The 15889-nt window shown below is 64.9% G+C and carries 19 protein-coding genes and 1 tRNA gene; 6 read left to right on the plus strand and 14 right to left on the minus strand.

The window, feature by feature from the left end:
- Positions 1-7: 7 nt before the first annotated feature.
- On the plus strand, positions 8-439 hold the full coding sequence (locus ACYVGK_RS11915) for a hypothetical protein (protein WP_460733927.1): 432 nt from the start codon (positions 8-10) through the stop codon (positions 437-439).
- A 335-nt stretch (positions 440-774) separates the two neighbouring features.
- Here the strand turns inward: ACYVGK_RS11915 and ACYVGK_RS11920 are convergent.
- The 14 genes from ACYVGK_RS11920 to ACYVGK_RS11985 all read right to left on the minus strand — a co-directional run bounded on the left by ACYVGK_RS11920 (position 775) and on the right by ACYVGK_RS11985 (position 10749).
- Positions 775-861 (minus strand) — tRNA-Leu (locus ACYVGK_RS11920).
- 28 nt (positions 862-889) lie between these two features.
- Positions 890-1342 (minus strand): DUF2214 family protein, encoded by a 453-nt coding sequence (locus ACYVGK_RS11925; protein WP_460733929.1) that lies wholly within the window; start codon positions 1340-1342, stop codon positions 890-892.
- A 60-nt stretch (positions 1343-1402) separates the two neighbouring features.
- Positions 1403-2017, minus strand: a complete 615-nt coding sequence (locus ACYVGK_RS11930; RefSeq protein WP_460733931.1) for a cysteine dioxygenase family protein — start codon at positions 2015-2017, stop codon at positions 1403-1405.
- A gap of 123 nt (positions 2018-2140) precedes the next feature.
- Positions 2141-3268, minus strand: coding sequence for a homoserine O-acetyltransferase MetX (gene metX, locus ACYVGK_RS11935; protein ID WP_460733933.1), 1128 nt, complete (start codon positions 3266-3268; stop codon positions 2141-2143).
- A 102-nt stretch (positions 3269-3370) separates the two neighbouring features.
- Positions 3371-4387: a tetratricopeptide repeat protein gene (locus tag ACYVGK_RS11940; protein WP_460734430.1), complete on the minus strand. Its 1017-nt coding sequence runs from the start codon at positions 4385-4387 to the stop codon at positions 3371-3373.
- 10 nt (positions 4388-4397) lie between these two features.
- Entirely contained in the window at positions 4398-4868 is a 471-nt protein-coding gene (locus ACYVGK_RS11945) for a cytochrome c-type biogenesis protein (RefSeq protein WP_460733935.1), read from the minus strand.
- Positions 4865-5401, minus strand: coding sequence for a DsbE family thiol:disulfide interchange protein (locus tag ACYVGK_RS11950; RefSeq protein ID WP_460733937.1), 537 nt, complete (start codon positions 5399-5401; stop codon positions 4865-4867). The genes ACYVGK_RS11945 and ACYVGK_RS11950 overlap by 4 nt, the downstream gene beginning before the upstream one ends.
- A gap of 17 nt (positions 5402-5418) precedes the next feature.
- The gene (locus tag ACYVGK_RS11955; RefSeq protein ID WP_460733939.1) at positions 5419-7356 is read right to left on the minus strand and encodes a heme lyase CcmF/NrfE family subunit; all 1938 of its coding nucleotides are present in this window, start codon (positions 7354-7356) and stop codon (positions 5419-5421) included.
- Between the two features lie 2 nt (positions 7357-7358).
- On the minus strand, positions 7359-7820 hold the full coding sequence (gene ccmE / locus ACYVGK_RS11960) for a cytochrome c maturation protein CcmE (protein WP_460733941.1): 462 nt from the start codon (positions 7818-7820) through the stop codon (positions 7359-7361).
- 6 nt (positions 7821-7826) lie between these two features.
- Positions 7827-7991 carry a heme exporter protein CcmD gene (locus tag ACYVGK_RS11965; protein ID WP_460733943.1) on the minus strand — a complete coding sequence of 55 codons (165 nt, stop codon included), beginning with the start codon at positions 7989-7991 and terminating at the stop codon, positions 7827-7829.
- On the minus strand, positions 7988-8737 hold the full coding sequence (locus ACYVGK_RS11970; protein ID WP_460733945.1) for a heme ABC transporter permease: 750 nt from the start codon (positions 8735-8737) through the stop codon (positions 7988-7990). The genes ACYVGK_RS11965 and ACYVGK_RS11970 overlap by 4 nt, the downstream gene beginning before the upstream one ends.
- A 109-nt stretch (positions 8738-8846) precedes the next feature.
- The gene (ccmB, locus tag ACYVGK_RS11975) at positions 8847-9539 is read right to left on the minus strand and encodes a heme exporter protein CcmB (protein ID WP_460733947.1); all 693 of its coding nucleotides are present in this window, start codon (positions 9537-9539) and stop codon (positions 8847-8849) included.
- Positions 9536-10186 (minus strand): heme ABC exporter ATP-binding protein CcmA, encoded by a 651-nt coding sequence (gene ccmA, locus ACYVGK_RS11980; protein WP_460734432.1) that lies wholly within the window; start codon positions 10184-10186, stop codon positions 9536-9538. The genes ccmB and ccmA overlap by 4 nt, the downstream gene beginning before the upstream one ends.
- Positions 10187-10275: 89 nt before the next feature.
- Positions 10276-10749, minus strand: coding sequence for a DUF3293 domain-containing protein (locus ACYVGK_RS11985; protein WP_460733948.1), 474 nt, complete (start codon positions 10747-10749; stop codon positions 10276-10278).
- A gap of 117 nt (positions 10750-10866) precedes the next feature.
- Here ACYVGK_RS11985 and ACYVGK_RS11990 point away from each other — a divergent pair, with 117 nt between their 5' ends.
- The 5 genes from ACYVGK_RS11990 to ACYVGK_RS12010 all read left to right on the plus strand — a co-directional run bounded on the left by ACYVGK_RS11990 (position 10867) and on the right by ACYVGK_RS12010 (position 15878).
- The gene (locus ACYVGK_RS11990; RefSeq protein WP_460733950.1) at positions 10867-12015 is read left to right on the plus strand and encodes a pyridoxal phosphate-dependent aminotransferase; all 1149 of its coding nucleotides are present in this window, start codon (positions 10867-10869) and stop codon (positions 12013-12015) included.
- A 411-nt stretch (positions 12016-12426) separates the two neighbouring features.
- On the plus strand, positions 12427-12891 hold the full coding sequence (locus tag ACYVGK_RS11995; protein WP_460733952.1) for a hypothetical protein: 465 nt from the start codon (positions 12427-12429) through the stop codon (positions 12889-12891).
- Positions 12892-12922: 31 nt separating this feature from the next.
- Positions 12923-13858: a VirB8 family type IV secretion system protein gene (locus ACYVGK_RS12000; RefSeq protein WP_460733954.1), complete on the plus strand. Its 936-nt coding sequence runs from the start codon at positions 12923-12925 to the stop codon at positions 13856-13858.
- A complete protein-coding gene (locus ACYVGK_RS12005; RefSeq protein WP_460733956.1) occupies positions 13855-14625 on the plus strand; it encodes a TrbG/VirB9 family P-type conjugative transfer protein in 771 nt (256 codons plus the stop codon). Before ACYVGK_RS12000 ends, ACYVGK_RS12005 begins: the two co-directional genes overlap by 4 nt.
- Positions 14622-15878, plus strand: a complete 1257-nt coding sequence (locus tag ACYVGK_RS12010; protein WP_460733958.1) for a TraB/TrbI/VirB10 family type IV secretion system protein — start codon at positions 14622-14624, stop codon at positions 15876-15878. Before ACYVGK_RS12005 ends, ACYVGK_RS12010 begins: the two co-directional genes overlap by 4 nt.
- Positions 15879-15889 lie beyond the last annotated feature (11 nt).

The following is a 15889-nucleotide window of genomic DNA, read 5'->3' on the forward strand; positions in this document are numbered from 1 at the left end:
TCCGGTAATGCGCATCGGCGTGATCGTGCTGGGCATGGTGTGGGCGTTGCCCAACAGCGTGCTGGGATTGCTTGCGGGAACCCTGGGGTTGGCGTTCGGCGCGCACGTTCATTGGCGGCCACGCGAACTGGCGCTGGTCTTCCATCATTGGCCCTGGGGACCGGGCGGCGCACTCACTCTCGGTAACGTGATCCTGCACACCGGCGACACGCTGGATTCGACCTGCATCACTTACGCGCATCGTGCGGGGCATCGCGATGAAGCGCCGATCATGCTAGCCGATCACGAACGCGCGCATGTCTACCAGTACATGGCCCTGGGCTTGCTGTTTCTCCCGCTTTACCTGGGGTGCGGCGGTATCAGCGTGCGTAATCCGTTCGAACGCGCCGCGGATCGCTATGCGCAGACCGGGCGCGGCTGGTGGCCCTGGTCGGCGTGAGGATGAATGCGTGACGCTGCTCGGACAGACCGCGCCGAGACAAATATCGCGCCACCCGAAAAATTCAGGCCGAGCGGCTCCAATGAATGGGATTCTCGCGCGATCGGAGAGATGCAACAGGCATCTTGATCCTGCAATAACAGTCGCAGCGTTATCCTCGCATGCGTCCGGAGAACAAGCGGCAAACCTGAAAGACTTGCTGTAACAACTCCGGCACGGAAGGCTCAGCCAATAGAGGGGTTAAAACCTCGAAGACTGGGCCTTCTCTATGTCCGGCGCACCGTGCGCCAAAAACAAATCGGGCCGCGTAAGCGGCCCGAAGTGCATTCATAGTCTGGTGCCGGAAGTGGGACTCGAACCCACACGCTTTTAAGGGCGGCGGATTTTGAGTCCGCTGCGTCTACCGATTCCGCCATTCCGGCGCGGTCGCGCAGTATAGCGGAGCCAGGCTCAGAAGCCACCGTAGCGAGCCATCATCGCCGCGAACACCAGGATGGCGGCGACCAGCACCAGCTCGAACTTGACGATGCGTGCCAAGGACGCCACCTCTGCGCGAGAGGGTACGAACCCGGGATTGTCCTTGGCGGCCTTGCGCCAGCGCAGGAAGCGCACGGTCGGCAGGATCGAGAGCAGCCCTACCAGGACGAAACAGCCCAGCTTGGCGTGGAACCAGGGGTTGTGCAGGTAGAAGTCGTAGCCCTTTACGCCCTTGAACACGCGCAGCAGGCCGATCACCAGAAGCAGGCCGGCGCTCATGCCATAGCCCGAGTCGAGACGCGCCAGGCGCTGCACGATCGAGGCGTCCACGCTGCCGCGCAGCAGCACCGATTCGGCAACCAGCATCGTGATCAGGGCGAAGAACAGCAGGTGGTGCAACGAAGCCAGAATCAGGTCGGTCAGCACGGGGCATCCTTTTGCGTCATGCGGATAGAACGAAGCCGGGCGGACCCGGCTTCGCAAGAATCAACTCGTGGCGTCGGTCTTCAATTCCTTGTCCTTCCGCACGAACCACTCGCCGTCGCGGGGCACGAACATGGAACAGCATTCCATCGCCGCCTTGTAGATATGCAGCGAGATCGCAACGTTGCTGTCGCTGGTATTGCGGATGGTGTGGTATTCGTGCGGCGGAATCAGGCTGCCGGCGCTGCCGGGGCCGGCGTGCATGCCGCCGGCGGCGCGGAAGTGGAAGCGTTCGCCGTCGCGTTCCAGCAGTTCGTACTGGACGATTTCGAGTTCGCCGTCCCAGACGCCTTCGACGCACCACAGGCCGGAATGGTCATGCACCGGCGTGCCCTGGCCGGGACCCCAGGTCATCGCGACCACGCTGTAACCGTGTTGCGGGCTGCGATAAAGCTCGCGGCGGGCGTAGTGGTCGGTAATGGGCTCGTGCACGCATGCGGGCAACTGGATGTCGCGGTCGCGGATCATGCGGCACAGCGCGTTGCGCAGCGCGGCGGTGACGGCGTGCTGGTCGCCCGCACCGACGGCGGCGTCGATCGCGGCAACCAGCTTGTCGTGGCCCGGGAAGTCGAAGTCCGGCAGCGTTGCTGCGGCCTGATTACATTGCGTCATATCCATATAACCCATTCTAGCGGGCCGGCCGGTTGTGGGCACGGGCAATGCGTCCGTTTTTCGCAGGATCGGTAGGGCGGGTCTTGACCCGCCATATGGCGCGCTTCGGATCGCGGGTCGAGACCCGCCCTAGAGCGCAGCGAGGAAGTTGGACACGGCCGGCCCGAACCGTTCGATATCGACGAGGAAGGCGTCATGGCCCTGGGGCGACTCCAGCGGCAGGAACTGCGCGTCGGCGCCACCCGCGCGCAAGCCATCGGCGATTTCCTGCTGCTGCTGGAGCGGGAACAGGATGTCGGTGTGGACACCGATCGCCAGCGCCTTCTCCACGCGGATGCTGGCCAGCCCAGCCATCGCATCGCCTCCGGCGTATTCGCCCAGGTCGAACCAGTCCATCGAACGGCTCAGGTACAGGTAGCAGTTCGGGTCGTAGCGCCGCACGAAGCGGCGGGCGTGGCCTTCGAGGTAACTCTCGACCTGGAACTCCAGGCCGAACGGATCTTCGTCGGGGCGGTCCGGACTTTGAGAGGTTTGGTCGAGTCGCACCCGACCGAAGCGGCCATCCCATTCCAGCGCGGAGCGATACGTAATGACGCCGAGCTTGCGTGCCATGCGCATGCCGGATTCGGGATAGCGCGCGTCGTCGTACTCGCCGTGGTTCCAGTTGGGATCCAGGCGGATCGCCTCGCGCTGCAGCGAACGGATCGCGATCGAGAACGGCAGTGCGCGGGCGGCGCCGGAAATGTTGATATGCGCGCGTGAGATGCCCGGATGCAGGAGCAGCAGCGCCAGCGCGGTCATGCCGCCCATCGAATTGCCGATGACGCAGGCGAGGCGCTCGATGCCGAGGCCATGGACCACATGAGCCGCGGCGTTTGCGCCGTCTTCGACCGCCAGTTCCGGGAAGTCCAGGCGGTACGTGCGCCCGGTCGCCGGGTTGAGCGAAGCCGGTCCGGTCGAGCCCTTGCAGCTGCCCAGCGAGTTCACGCAGATCACGAACCAGCGGTTGCTGTCGATGGGCTTGCCGGGGCCGATCATCGGTTCCCACCAGCCGGGTTCCGGATTGCCTTCATTCGCTGCGGCGTGTGCGTCGGGCGATAGGCCGGTGACGATCAGGACGGCGTTGTCGCGTGCGGCGTTGAGTTCGCCCCAGGTTTCATAGGCGACATGGCCGCCGCTCAGTTCTCCGCCACGCTTCATGGCGAACGGCGAGGGCAGATCGAAGTAGCGGGTGCCGGCAGGAATGAATTCGGTCATGGGCCGAAGTTTAACAACGCGGCATCGCCGCGTTATGCGGGAGTGGAATACTGGATTGCCGGCTTCGCAACGAATCGGGCCGCGGGGCTTGCCGCCGAAGCGCTATTCGACGACGCGATCGATGCGGATGCTGTAGCGCGCGCCTACCTTCGGCTGGGCGGCCTGCGCAGCCGACTCCAGATCGCCCGACGCACGATTGGCCGTGCCCGTATGCGACACGCGTGCAAGCAGTTCCACCGATCCAGCCTGCGACAGTTTCATCGTCGGCATGGGGCCGTCGGCGTCGCCGAGCTCGACCGTGATCGGGAAATCGCCCACCGGTACCCGCTTCACCGCAAGCGGCATCGGCGGCCCCTTGGGCTGGCGTGCGATCACGAACAAGGTGTCGTTCCCGCCGAGTTTCGCCTTGAGTCCGGGGGCGAGGTCGACGGTGACGCGAAGTAGCGCGCCCGCATCGGATGCCGTCGGTGCGGTCAACGGTTTCAAACCGGCTTCGGCGCGGGCCGTATTGATCTGTTCGCGCAGGCTCGATGCAGTGTTGGCATCAACGATGCCCAGCAAAGGCTCCCACGTCTTTGCGGCTTCGGCGGGCTGGTTCTGTTGGCGCTGCGCGATGCCAAGGAACCAGCGCGCACGCTGGTGCATCGGCTGCTTTTCCAACGCATGCCGAAGCATGGCGACGGCTTCATCGTCGAAGCGGCGGCCGCCGTTGTCCAAAGCGCGGGCCTCGGCAGCCTCGGCGAGCAGGTCGGGATCGTCGGGCAACAACTTCACGGCCTGCATGTACGCCACGCGCGCGGCGGCGGTTTGGCCCTGCTCGCGTTGGGCGCGGGCAAGCAGGCGCCAACCTTCAGGCTGGTTGGGATTGCGCTGCAATTCCGCTTCAAGCTGCTTGACCGCGTCGGCCAGGTTTTCCGGCGGACGTTGCGCGGAGTCGAGCGCGATCGGCGTACCGACCAGCAGGTACACCAGTCCGGCAATCATCGCGATCGAAAGGCCCGCGATAGCGGCGACACCGCGTCGCTCGCGCCATAGCGGACGCAGCACGAAAGCCAGCACCAGCGCGGCCATCAGCACCGCTGCGATCACGAACCCTTCGACTGCGCTCAGTGCAGGCATTGCCGTCACGTCACCACTCCTGCTCATCGTCCGCGACGACTTTCTGCCCCGAACCCGTGCGACGCCGCAGGATGCCGGCCACGATGAAACCGCCGGCGAGCAGCACCAGGCCGGGGCCGAACCACAGCAGCCACGTCTTGGATTCGACCTGCGGCCGGTACAACACGAACTCGCCGTAGCGCGCCACCAGAAATTGCTTGATCTCAGTGTCGGACTTGCCCTGGCGCATGAGCTCGAGCACTTCGCGGCGCAGGTCGCGGGCGATCTGCGCATTGGAATCGGCCAGCGACTGGTTCTGGCACATCACGCAGCGCAGCTCCGCGGTGAGCGCGTGGAAGCGCAGCTCTTCGGTGCGGTCGGTGAACCGCGGCGGCGCCTCGGGTTTGGCCGGCTGGGCCCACGCCAGCGTATTGCCCAGCAGCAATACGGCTGCGAGGCCAAGCGTGGCGACGCGCATGCGGATATGCGAAGGGGGGGTCATAGCCCGCGCTCGATCTGCGTCAGCTTAGGCAGCAATTGTTCGGTGATCACGTCATCGGTCAACGGACCGACGAACTTCCAGCGCACGATGCCCCTACCATCAACCAGGAAGGTTTCCGGCGCACCGTAGATGCCCCAATCGATTGCGACCTTGCCTTCGCGGTCGGTCACGACGATCCAGTACGGATTTCCGTGGTCTTCCAGCCAGCGCAGCGCGTCGGCGTGTTCGTCGTTCCAGTTGAAGCCAATCACGCGCACGCGCTTGGCTTCGGCGAAGCGCGTCAGTACCGGATGCTCGTTGCTGCACTCCGGACACCAGCTGCCCCAGACATTGAGCAGGTACGGCTGGCCGCGCAGATCGGCGGTGCCGAACAGGCGGCCGGCTTCGTGCAGTACCGGCAGCGAGAACGTCGGGGCCGCCTTGCCGATGAGCGGCGAGGGCAGCGCCTCGCGATTCGGATTGCGGCTCATCCACACGCCAGCCGCCAGCAGGACGCCGAGCACGGCGACCACGATCAGGGGCATCCAACGCATGAGGGGTTTGCGTTCGCTCACGCGGCGGTCTCCGAAGTCCTTGCGGGGTTCGAGCGGGCGAAGCGGCGATCGGTCGCCGTCACGAAACCGCCCAGCATCATCAGCAATGCACCGGCCCAGATCCAGCGCACGAACGGTTTCACGTGCACGCGCAGCGCCCAGCTACCGCCACCAAGCGGTTCGCCCATCGCGACATAGAGGTCGCGGTTGAAGCCGGGGTCGATCGCGGCTTCGGTCATCACCTGGCCACCGCTGGCATAGGCGCGCTTTTCCGGATGCAGCACTGTCACCGGTACGTCGTCTTGGAAAACGGAGACGGTGCCGCGGTCGCCGGTGTAGTTCGGACCCTGATAGCGCTCCGCGCCATCGAAACGGAAGCTGTAGCGCCCGAGTTCGACGCTGCCGCCCTGTGCGATCGCGACTTCGCGCTGCTGGCTGAGGCCTTCGGTCAGCAATGCGCCGATCAGAAAGATCGCGATGCCGAAGTGCGCGAGCGACATGCCGAGCATCTCGGCGGTGAACTGCTTGCCGGCCTGGTCGAAGCGGGAGCGCACGAAACGCAGCGTGCCGACCGCGATCCACACCGATGCCAACACACCCGCGATCACCTTCCACGAAGCCTGCGGCGCGAGAAAGTACGCGGCGATACCGGCGATACCGGCGAGTACGCCCCACGGCAGCAGCATTGCGAGCGGTTTCGACGCTTGTTCGCGTTGCCAGCGCGTGACCGGGCCGAACGGCAGCAGCAGGATCAGCGGCGCCATCAGCACCATGAACATCAGCGCGAAATAGGGCGGACCGACCGAGATCTTGCCCAGATCCAGCGCGTCGGCCAGCAGCGGATACAACGTGCCAAGCAGCACCATCGCGCAGGCAGTCGAGAGCAGCAGGTTATTGGTCAGCAGCAGGGTTTCTCGCGACGCCGTGGAGAACGGCGCGCCATCGTTGTCCGACGGTGCACGCAGCGCGTATAGCACCAGCGAACCACCGATCACCAGGCCGAGGAAGATCAGCACGAACAGGCCACGCGTCGGATCGGCGGCGAAGGCATGCACCGACGTGAGCACGCCCGAACGCACCAGGAAGGTTCCCAGCAGCGACAGCGAGAACGTCGCGATTGCCAGCAGCAGCGTCCAGCCGCGGAAGCTGCCGCGCTTTTCCGTCACCGCCTGTGAATGCAGCAACGCCGCGCCGGCGAGCCATGGCATGAACGAGGCGTTCTCGACCGGATCCCAGAACCACCAGCCGCCCCAGCCCAGCTCGTAATACGCCCACCACGAACCCAACGCGATGCCGAGCGTGAGGAAGGCCCAGGCGACATTGGTCCACGGCCGCGTCCAGCGCAGCCAGCGTGCATCGATGCGGCCGTCGAGCAATGCGGCGATCGCAAACGAGAACGGCACCGCGAAGCCGACATAGCCCATGTACAGCATCGGCGGATGGATGATCATCCCCGGGTCCTGCAGCAGCGGATTCAGGTCGCGACCTTCGGCCACGGCGGGCAACAGGCGCTCGAACGGGTTGCTGGTGAAGATCAGGAAGGCGAGGAAGCCGACCGCCACCGCGCCCATCACGCCGAGCACGCGCGCGATCACCTCGATTGGCAGGCGTTGCGAGAAGCGCGCAACGGCCGCAGTCCACACCGACAGGATCAGTGCCCACAACAGCAGCGAACCTTCGTGCGAGCCCCAGACCGCGGTATAGCGATACACCACCGGCAGCAACGAGTTGCTGTTGATGGCGACGTACTTGATCGAGAAATCCTGGCTGACGAAACCGTAGGTCAGCACGCCGAACGCGAACGCGACCAAAGCGAACTGCGCGAACGCCGCGGGCCGCGCGATCGCCATCCAGCTGCCGATGCCGCGCTGCGCGCCGACCAGTGGAAGTACGGTTTGCAGCGCCGCCATCAGCAGCGCCAGCACCAGCGCGAATTGGCCAAGCTCGGGCAGCACGGTTATTTCGCTTCCGCGGCAGCAGCCGGAACGTCGTGCTTGCGATGGGCCGCGCCCATCTTGTCCGCGACTTCCTTGGGCATGTAGGTCTCGTCGTGCTTGGCGAGTACCTGTTCGGCGACGAAGTGGTCGCCCTGCATGCGGCCCGTGGCAATGACCGCCTGCTTCTCGCGGAACAGGTCGGGCAGGATCCCGGTGTAGATCACGGGCATCTCCGCATCGCCATCGGTCACGCGGAAGTGCGCTTCCAATGAGCCCTGGGCGCGTTGGAAGGAATTGGCTGCGACCATGCCGCCCAGGCGGAAGCGCGCATTCGCGCCGGTCTCGCCGCGCAGTATTTCGCTGGGCGTATAGAGATAGGTGACGTTGCGCTGGATCGCGTAGGTGATCATCGCGGCGGCGAGGCCGGCGGCGGCGACGAGCGCGCCGATCCAGAGCAGACGGTTGCGGCGGGTGGGGTTCATTGCGACTTATCGGGTGAGTACGTTGTTCGATCCGCGGGTCGCCTCGCGCGCGGCGCGCAGGCGGGCAGTGCGGAGCTGGCGGCGGATCTGCAGGCGCGTGGCGACGTAGTCCCACGCCAGCACGATCACGAATACGGCGTACGCCGCGATCAGATAGTTCAGATAGCTCATGGGCGCGACTCCGCGGCTTCGACGACCCAGGCCTTGCCGGCCTCGCGACGCAGGTTGTCCGCGCGGGCGCGGGCGAGCAGGGCACCGATGAACCAGAGCTTGGTGCCGACGATCATGATGATCAGCGGCGCGATCATGCTGGAGTCCATGGTCGACTGGCCGAACAGCTTGATCGTCTGACCCTGGTGCAGCGAGTTCCACCACACTACCGAGTAGCGGATCACCGGCAGCAAGGCGACGCCCACGATGGCGAGGAAGCCCGCGGCACGCGCGGCAGCGCGGCGATCGTCGATCGCGTTGTACAGGCCGATCACGCCCAGATACATGAAGAGCAGGATCAGTTCGGTGGTCAGGCGCGGATCCCAGTCCCACCACGTTCCCCACATCGGCTTGCCCCAGATCGAGCCGGTGATCAGCGTGATCAGGGTGAAGGCGGCGCCGATCGGCGCGCAGGCCATGGCGAGGATTTCGCACAGCTTGATCCGCCATACCTGTGCGATCACGGCGTAAAGCGCCATCAGCGCGTACACGGCCATGCTCATCCAGGCGCTGGGTACGTGGATGTAGAGGATGCGGAAGCTGTCGCCCTGCTGGTAATCGGCCGGCGTGTGGAACAGGCCCCAGTAGATCCCCACGGCCATGATGAGCAGGCCCGAGCCGTAACCCCACGGCGCCCAGCGCGCGGCGAAGCGGTCGAAGTAGGGCGGCGAACCAAGTTGGTGGAACCAGCGCAGGATCGGATTCATCGTTTCTCGGGTCGCCCGCAAACATTGGCGGGCGGCGATATTGTCGTTGAGCGCTTGGCGCCGTGGCTTGATCGGGCTCAACCGGATGCGGAGCGATCCAGCGGCGCGTTCAGTTAAGAGCGATCCGGATGGCGGCGGCTGCCGCCAGCGGCGCCAGGACGAGCGCCAGGACCAGTCCGGCCCCCAGCATCAGCAGCGCGCCGGTGACATCCAGCCCCTGTGCCGCCTGCATCACGGAGCCAGCTCCGAACACCAACACGGGCACGTACAGCGGCAGCGCCAGCAGAGCGACGAGTATACCGGAGCGCCGCATTCCGACCGTCAGCGCGGCCACCACCGCACCGAGCAGACTCAGCAAAGGCGTGCCCAGCGCCAGCGACGCGATCAGCACGCCCAGCTGGGGGCGCGGGAGGTGCAGCAGCTCGGCCAGCAGGGGCGCGGCAAGCAGGAGCGGCAGCGCCGTCGTGGCCCAATGCATGAAGGTGCGCACGAGCACCAGCCAGGAGAGCGGGACCGGCGCGAGCATCCACTGCTCCAGCGAACCGTCCTCCGCGTCGCCCCGGAACAGGGTGTCCAGCGCCAGCAGACCCGCCAGCAGCGAAGCCAGCCACAGCACCGCGCCGGCCGACTTCGCCAGCGTCGCGCGGTCGTTGCCCAGCGCCAACGCGAACAGGGTCACCACCAGCAGGGCGAACAGGGCTGGCTGCAGGGCGTCGCCGCGACGACGCCACAGCAGGCGCAGGTCGCGCAGCATCAGGGCACGGGCCGAAACCAGTAATCCGGGATGAATGGCTTGGCTCATGCCGGCTTCCTCATCACCAGCATCCGCGTGCGGACCGGCGGCGCTGCGTAGGCGCCATGGGTCGTCACCAGGGTCGCGCCGCCGTCGTGCAAGTGCGCCTGCACCATGCGATTCACCAGCTCGATCCCGTCGAGGTCGAGGTTTGCGTACGGCTCGTCGAGCAGCCATAACGGCGCGGGCGAAAGCCACAGGCGCGCCAGCGACAGGCGCTTTTTCTGGCCGGCGGACAGCTGCCGCGCCAGCGCATCTTCGTAACCGGCCAGCCCGACCATCGCCATGGCCTGCTCCGGCAAGAGATTCGCGCGGCAACCGTGCAGGCCGCACAGGAAGTCGAGGTTCTCCAGCGCGCTGAGATCGGCCTTGAGTGCCGGCAGATGGCCGAGATAGGCAATGGCGTGCGAACGCTGATAGGGGTCCGCAGGACGACCTTCGATGAGAATTTCGCCCTCGTCCAGCTTCAGCAGGCCCGCCAGCACCCGCAGCAGCGTGGTCTTGCCGGCGCCGTTGTCGCCCTGGACCAGCAGGGCTTCATTGGCTTCAACGGCGAAGTCCAACGGCCCGAATACGGGCTCGTCATTGCGGGTGAAGCGCAGGCGGCGCGCCTCCAGCAGCGGGGGCTGCGCGGGCTTGGGCGGAGTGTTGTCCAAAGTTCGGGTCGCGGCCTGGAATACGGCGGCCACGGCCGCGAAGCGGCAATTTTATGCGATCAATTCATGCTCAGGGCGTCGGGCCATGCTCACGCGCCGACCCAATCGATCCATTCGTTATCGGGTGCATCGGCCGGGCAGGGCATCAGCATTCGCAGCCGCACCGGCTCGCCGGCATTCCAAGACAGGATGCCGGCCTGTCGGAATTCCCGTCCGAGCAGATCCAGCAGCGACTCTTCCATGTCGGCGATCAGCCAGCCGGCTTCGCGCCAACTCCCGTCGCTGGCAAAGGCATGTGCTGGCAGACGCTGGACACCGATCGCATCCAGTCGGGCCACCAGCATCGCGTTGGCGGTTTCGTTGGCGGTGTCCGAATACGGGATCGATGCCGGATTCCAGGCCGTGATGAATCCGTAGCGCCGTACCGGCCAATAGGCTTCGACGTCCCGGGCGTGCTCACCGACGCGCAGATGCAGCGCGTCTTCATCCATCACCAGGGCGTACCCCGCCCTGACGTAGGCGACCGCCAGCTCGGCGGCATCCACGATCCGCAGTTCGCGCATGCTGACAATTTCCCCATTGCCCATAACCGTTCTTCCTTGACGGTAGCTGTTTGTCATTAGGCCCCAGCCGGGTGATTCCTTACACTCCGGAGTTTCCCTCAGTGCCAGTCCCCTGCAATGACCCCGGAAACCAAGCTGCCCAAGGTCGGCACCACTATTTTCACCGTGATGTCCCAGCTTGCCATGGAGCACGGCGCCGTCAACCTGGGCCAGGGCTTCCCCGACTTCCAGGTCCCCGAGCGGCTGATCGAGGCACTCGACCGGGCGATGCGCGAGGGCAAGAACCAGTATTCCCCGATGACCGGCATCCCGGCCCTGCGTCAGGCCATCGCCGCCAAGACCGAGCGCTGCTACGGCTATCGGCCCGATGCCGATGCCGAGATCACCGTAACCTCGGGCGCCTCCGAAGCCATCTTCGATGCCGTGCTCGCCGTCGTGCGCCCGGGCGATGAAGTCATCGTCCTTGATCCCTGCTATGACTGCTACGAACCCGCCATCGACCTGGCCGGCGGCCGCGCCGTGCATGTGCCGCTGGATCCGCAGACCTTCGTTCCCGACTGGAACCTGATCCGCGCCGCGATCACACCGAAGACGCGGCTGATGATGATCAACACGCCTCACAACCCGTCCGGCGCGATGTTCACCACCGACGACATCGCCCAGCTCGCCGCGCTGCTGCGCGACACCGGCATCTACCTGCTGTCGGACGAGGTTTACGAACACATCATCTTCGACGGCGCCCGCCACGAATCCGTGCTGCGCTATCCCGAACTGCGCGCGCGCGCCTTCGTTGTTTCCAGCTTCGGCAAGACTTATCACTGCACCGGCTGGAAGATCGGCTACTGCGTCGCACCGCCGGCGTTGTCTGCGGAATTCCGCAAGGTGCACCAGTACAACACCTTCTGCAGCTTCCCCCCGGCGCAGTGGGCGTTCGCCGAAATGATCGAAGCCGAGCCCGAGCACTACGAGCAGCTTGGTGCGTTCTACGAGGCCAAGCGCGATCGCTTCCGCGAGCAACTGCTGACGACCAAGCTCAAGCCACTGCCCGTGCCCGGTGGCTACTTCCAGCTGGTCGATTACTCGGCGGTGAGCGACCTGGACGATGTCGCCTTCTGCCGCTGGCTCACCGTCGAGAAGGGCGTTACCGCGATCCCGTTGTCGCCGTTCTATGAAACGGCCCCTGCTGGCCAGCGCCTGGCGCGGCTGTGCTTCGCCAAGAACGAAGCGACATTGGATGCGGCGATAGAGCGTTTGCACAAGCTATAAGTGTTACTGCCCCGCGACAGCGATGGCCGGGGAGCTTTCCTACCGATGGCCGGGGAATTCTCCTCTTGCCGTTTGCGCGAAGTTCGTTCTACTCTTCGTGACGGGCGTCCCTTGACGCCCGTCGAGTAGCATGCCGACGTTGGAAGGGGGAGTTCAGGGATAGAACGATCACCGCTTGGGAACACGGATCGCCGATCGCGATCGTGAAGTGGTGTGTACAGGGATCGTACGCGCGCGCCGTCAACGCACGGCCGCCAGGCTTGCTGCCCTGGCATTGATCTATCCGCTTGTCTCACTACCACGGCGAGGACCGACCGGTTCCGCATGGCCACGCCATGCCTCCGGTACGGGCTTCCGGTGGCTACGCGTGGGTCCGATGCAGGCATTTTTTCAGGCAGGAGCAGGGATAGCGTGAGCACTACAAATGCATTTGGCATTCGCGGCGGGGCAGCGGCCCTGCTGGTGGTACTGATCGGGACAACCGCGGGGTGCGCTACCCAGCCGGCGCCGGAATACGGCGGCCGCTGGAAGGAGGTCAATCACTACGCGGAGGCCCCACAGGAACTCCCGCTTTATCAGGCCTACCAGTTCTATCCGTCGCCGATGGACGGAACGCTCAAGACCATGCTCGAGCGCTGGGCGCGCGATTCGAAGATGACCCTGTCCTACATGCATGCGTCCGATTTCACGCTGCACGCAGCCGTGGCCCAGATCCGTACCAATGATCTTGCCGATGCCGCATCGCAGCTGTCCGCCGCCTATGCCCCGCAAGGTGTTTCGGTCACCACCGAGGGCAACCAGATCGTCGTGCGCAGCGCAGCGCCTGCTTCGGCCGCGCTGACTACCGGCAGCGGCTCCAACGCCGTCACGCCCTGACGGCCGCCGACACGACAAGGACGCGAACGAAATGCTTGGAAAGAAAACGGATACACCTCAAGTCGACGCGGCAATCGCCAAGGCGGCCAACTTTGAAGTGACCATCGCCGACCTGGCGCGGCGCAGCGAGCGTCGTGCCTGGATGGTTGCGTGGTCGGCCATCGTGATGGCGCTGATTCTCGCTGGCGGCTACTTCTTCTTCCTCCCGTTGAAGGAGAAGGTGCCGTACCTGGTCATGGCCGACGCGTACACCGGCACCAGCACGGTGGCGCGCCTCACCGGAAACTTCGGCGAGCATGGAATCACCTCGAGCGAGGCGCTCAACAAGAGCAACATCGCGCACTTCATCATGGCGCGCGAGTCCTATGACTACTCGCAGTTCGGTCAGCGCGACTGGAACACGGTCCATGCGATGGCAACCCAGGCCGTAACCTCCGGTTACGCCCAGCTGTACACCAAGACCAATCCTTCGAATCCGCAGACCCTGTTCGGCAAGAACAAGGCGATCCGGATCAAGATCCTCAGCCTGCAGCTGAACGATCCTGCTGAAGTCGGCGGAACGCCAAAGGCGGCAACGGTCCGGTTCCAGCGCAGCCTGTACGACAAGAACTCGGGCGGCGTAACGCCGCTGGACAGCAAGATCGCCTCGCTGGAGTTCAGCTACAACGCCCACCTGAAGATGGATGAGCCGAACCGGATACTGAATCCGCTTGGCTTCCAGGTCACCAGTTACCGCGTCGACAACGACTACGCCGCGTCTCCGCCGGTGGAGGCGGAGTTCCCGGCGCAGGCCATGCATCCGGCATCGATTCCTGGCATGCCGCCTTCGGATGTATCTGGACAACTCGTGCCGACGGTACCGGGAGGCATGACGGAGCCGACTTCCGCAGTACCCGCACCTGCGACGGGCACGCCTCCGGCAGCCCCGGCAATGCCCAGCACCGCGAACGGAGCCAGCACCCCATGAAGTTTCTGAGTAAACACCGCTTTGCCGTGGCGCTGCTCTTCGCGGTATCGATTGGTGCCGCGCTGCCGGCGGCCGCCCAGGTCATCCAGGAATACGAGTACGAACCCAATCGCATCTACCAGGTGCGGACCGGCCTGGGCATCACCACGCAGATCGAATTGAGCCCGAACGAACAGATCCTCGATTACAGCACCGGCTTCAGCAATGGCTGGGACATGAGCCGGCGCGACAACGTCTTCTATCTCAAGCCGAAGAATGTCGACGTCGACACCAACATGATGGTGCGGACGGCCGCGCATTCCTACATCTTCGAGCTGAAGGTTGTGGCCACGGACTGGCGCGCGCTGGAGCAGGCGAAGAGCGCCGGCGTGCAGTACATGATCAAGTTCGTGTATCCGAGCGACACCGAGTTCGATGCCAAGAAGAAGGACGACGATGCGCCCCAGCCGGAGCTGAGCACGCAGCTGGACAAGAGCCGCCAGTACAACTTCGATTACTTGTACGCGACGAAGACGAAGCAGCGATGGCTCGTTCCCATCAACGTCTATGACGACGGCCGCTTCACGTATGTGCGGATGAGCGACCTCAAGAACATTCCGACCGGAAACTTCCCCGCAGTGTTTGCGCGTGAGCGCGAGGGCAGCGAGGACTTCGTGGTGAATACGACGGTGGAAGGAAACACCATCATCGTCCACGGCACCTATCCCTACTTGGTCATCCGTCACGGCAAGAACGTGGTCGGCCTGCGCAGGAACATCCGGAAATGAACCAGAACATGCCGAACGAACATGGACGTATTGATGGCCAGGCCGGTGAGTTCCAGGACAGCCGCGTCGGCGTGAATCCGTATTACGCGCAGCAACAGACGGCGACTGGCGCACCTGACCTGGATGCCAACGCGCCGATGCTGCGATCGACCGACGTGCAGCGGCTCAACCGCAAGGCGCTGGTCTTTCTTGCCGGCATCGTCGCACTGCTGGTCATCGCGGCCTTCTGGATGTTCAAAAGCGCTACGGCGGGCAGCGGCGACAACAAGCCGAGGGTCGCCGACCAGGAAGTGAGCATCCCGGAGCTGCCCAAGGGAAGCGACGGAGACAATCCGCCATTGCCGGAAGCAACCGACCTTCCGCCGTTGCCGGTAGCGGATGCTGCCGCGGCACCGGTTCCGGTACAGCCCCTGCCGCCCCCGATGCCTGAGCCGTACCCCGATGCTTCTGGCGAGGCGCGAGGACCTTCGCTGATGGAGCGCCGCATGGCGAATCTCGCGGGCGGTGAGGCCACGCCTTCCGCCGGAGCGGCAGGTGTGGCCGGCATGATGCCGCCCGATCAGTACGCGCAGACGATGCTCAATCTGGCGACGCAGGGTAACGGCCAGGGCCAACAGCCTGCCAAGCCCATGCGCACCATGCCGACCAGTGCGCAGCCGTTGACCAATCCGGACACGCTGCTCGTGCGCGGCACCTACATCCGCTGCGTGATGGAAACCCACATCGTCACCGATGTGCCCGGCTTTACTTCATGCGTGGTTACCGAGCCGGTGTATTCGGTCAACGGGCGCCGCCTGCTGTTGCCGAAGGGATCCAAGGTTTCCGGGTCGTATGAAAGCGACAACGTCACGGGTCCACGCGTTGCCGTGGTTTGGGACCGGATCATTACGCCGACTGGCATTGATGTGAACATGGCGAGTCCGGGCGTGGACAACCTCGGTGGCGCCGGGCATCCGGGTGACTACAACGCGCATTGGGCCAGCCGCATCAGCTCCGCGCTGTTCATCAGCCTGATCAGCGACGGGTTCAAGTACGCCGGTGCCAAGCACGGCCCGACTTCGAGCACGGTGACCAACTCGGGCAACGAGATCATCCAGCCCTACGAGAGCAACACCGCGCGGACGATGGAGCGCATGGCCAATGAAGCGGTCGATCGCGCCATGAGCCGACCGCCTACCGTCACCATCAATCAGGGCACCATCGTGAATGTCTACGTCGCCAAGGACGTGGACTTCTCCTCGGTGCTGCGCTGACGCGGAGCAGG

The sequence above is a fragment of the Lysobacter tyrosinilyticus genome, assembly GCF_054779815.1.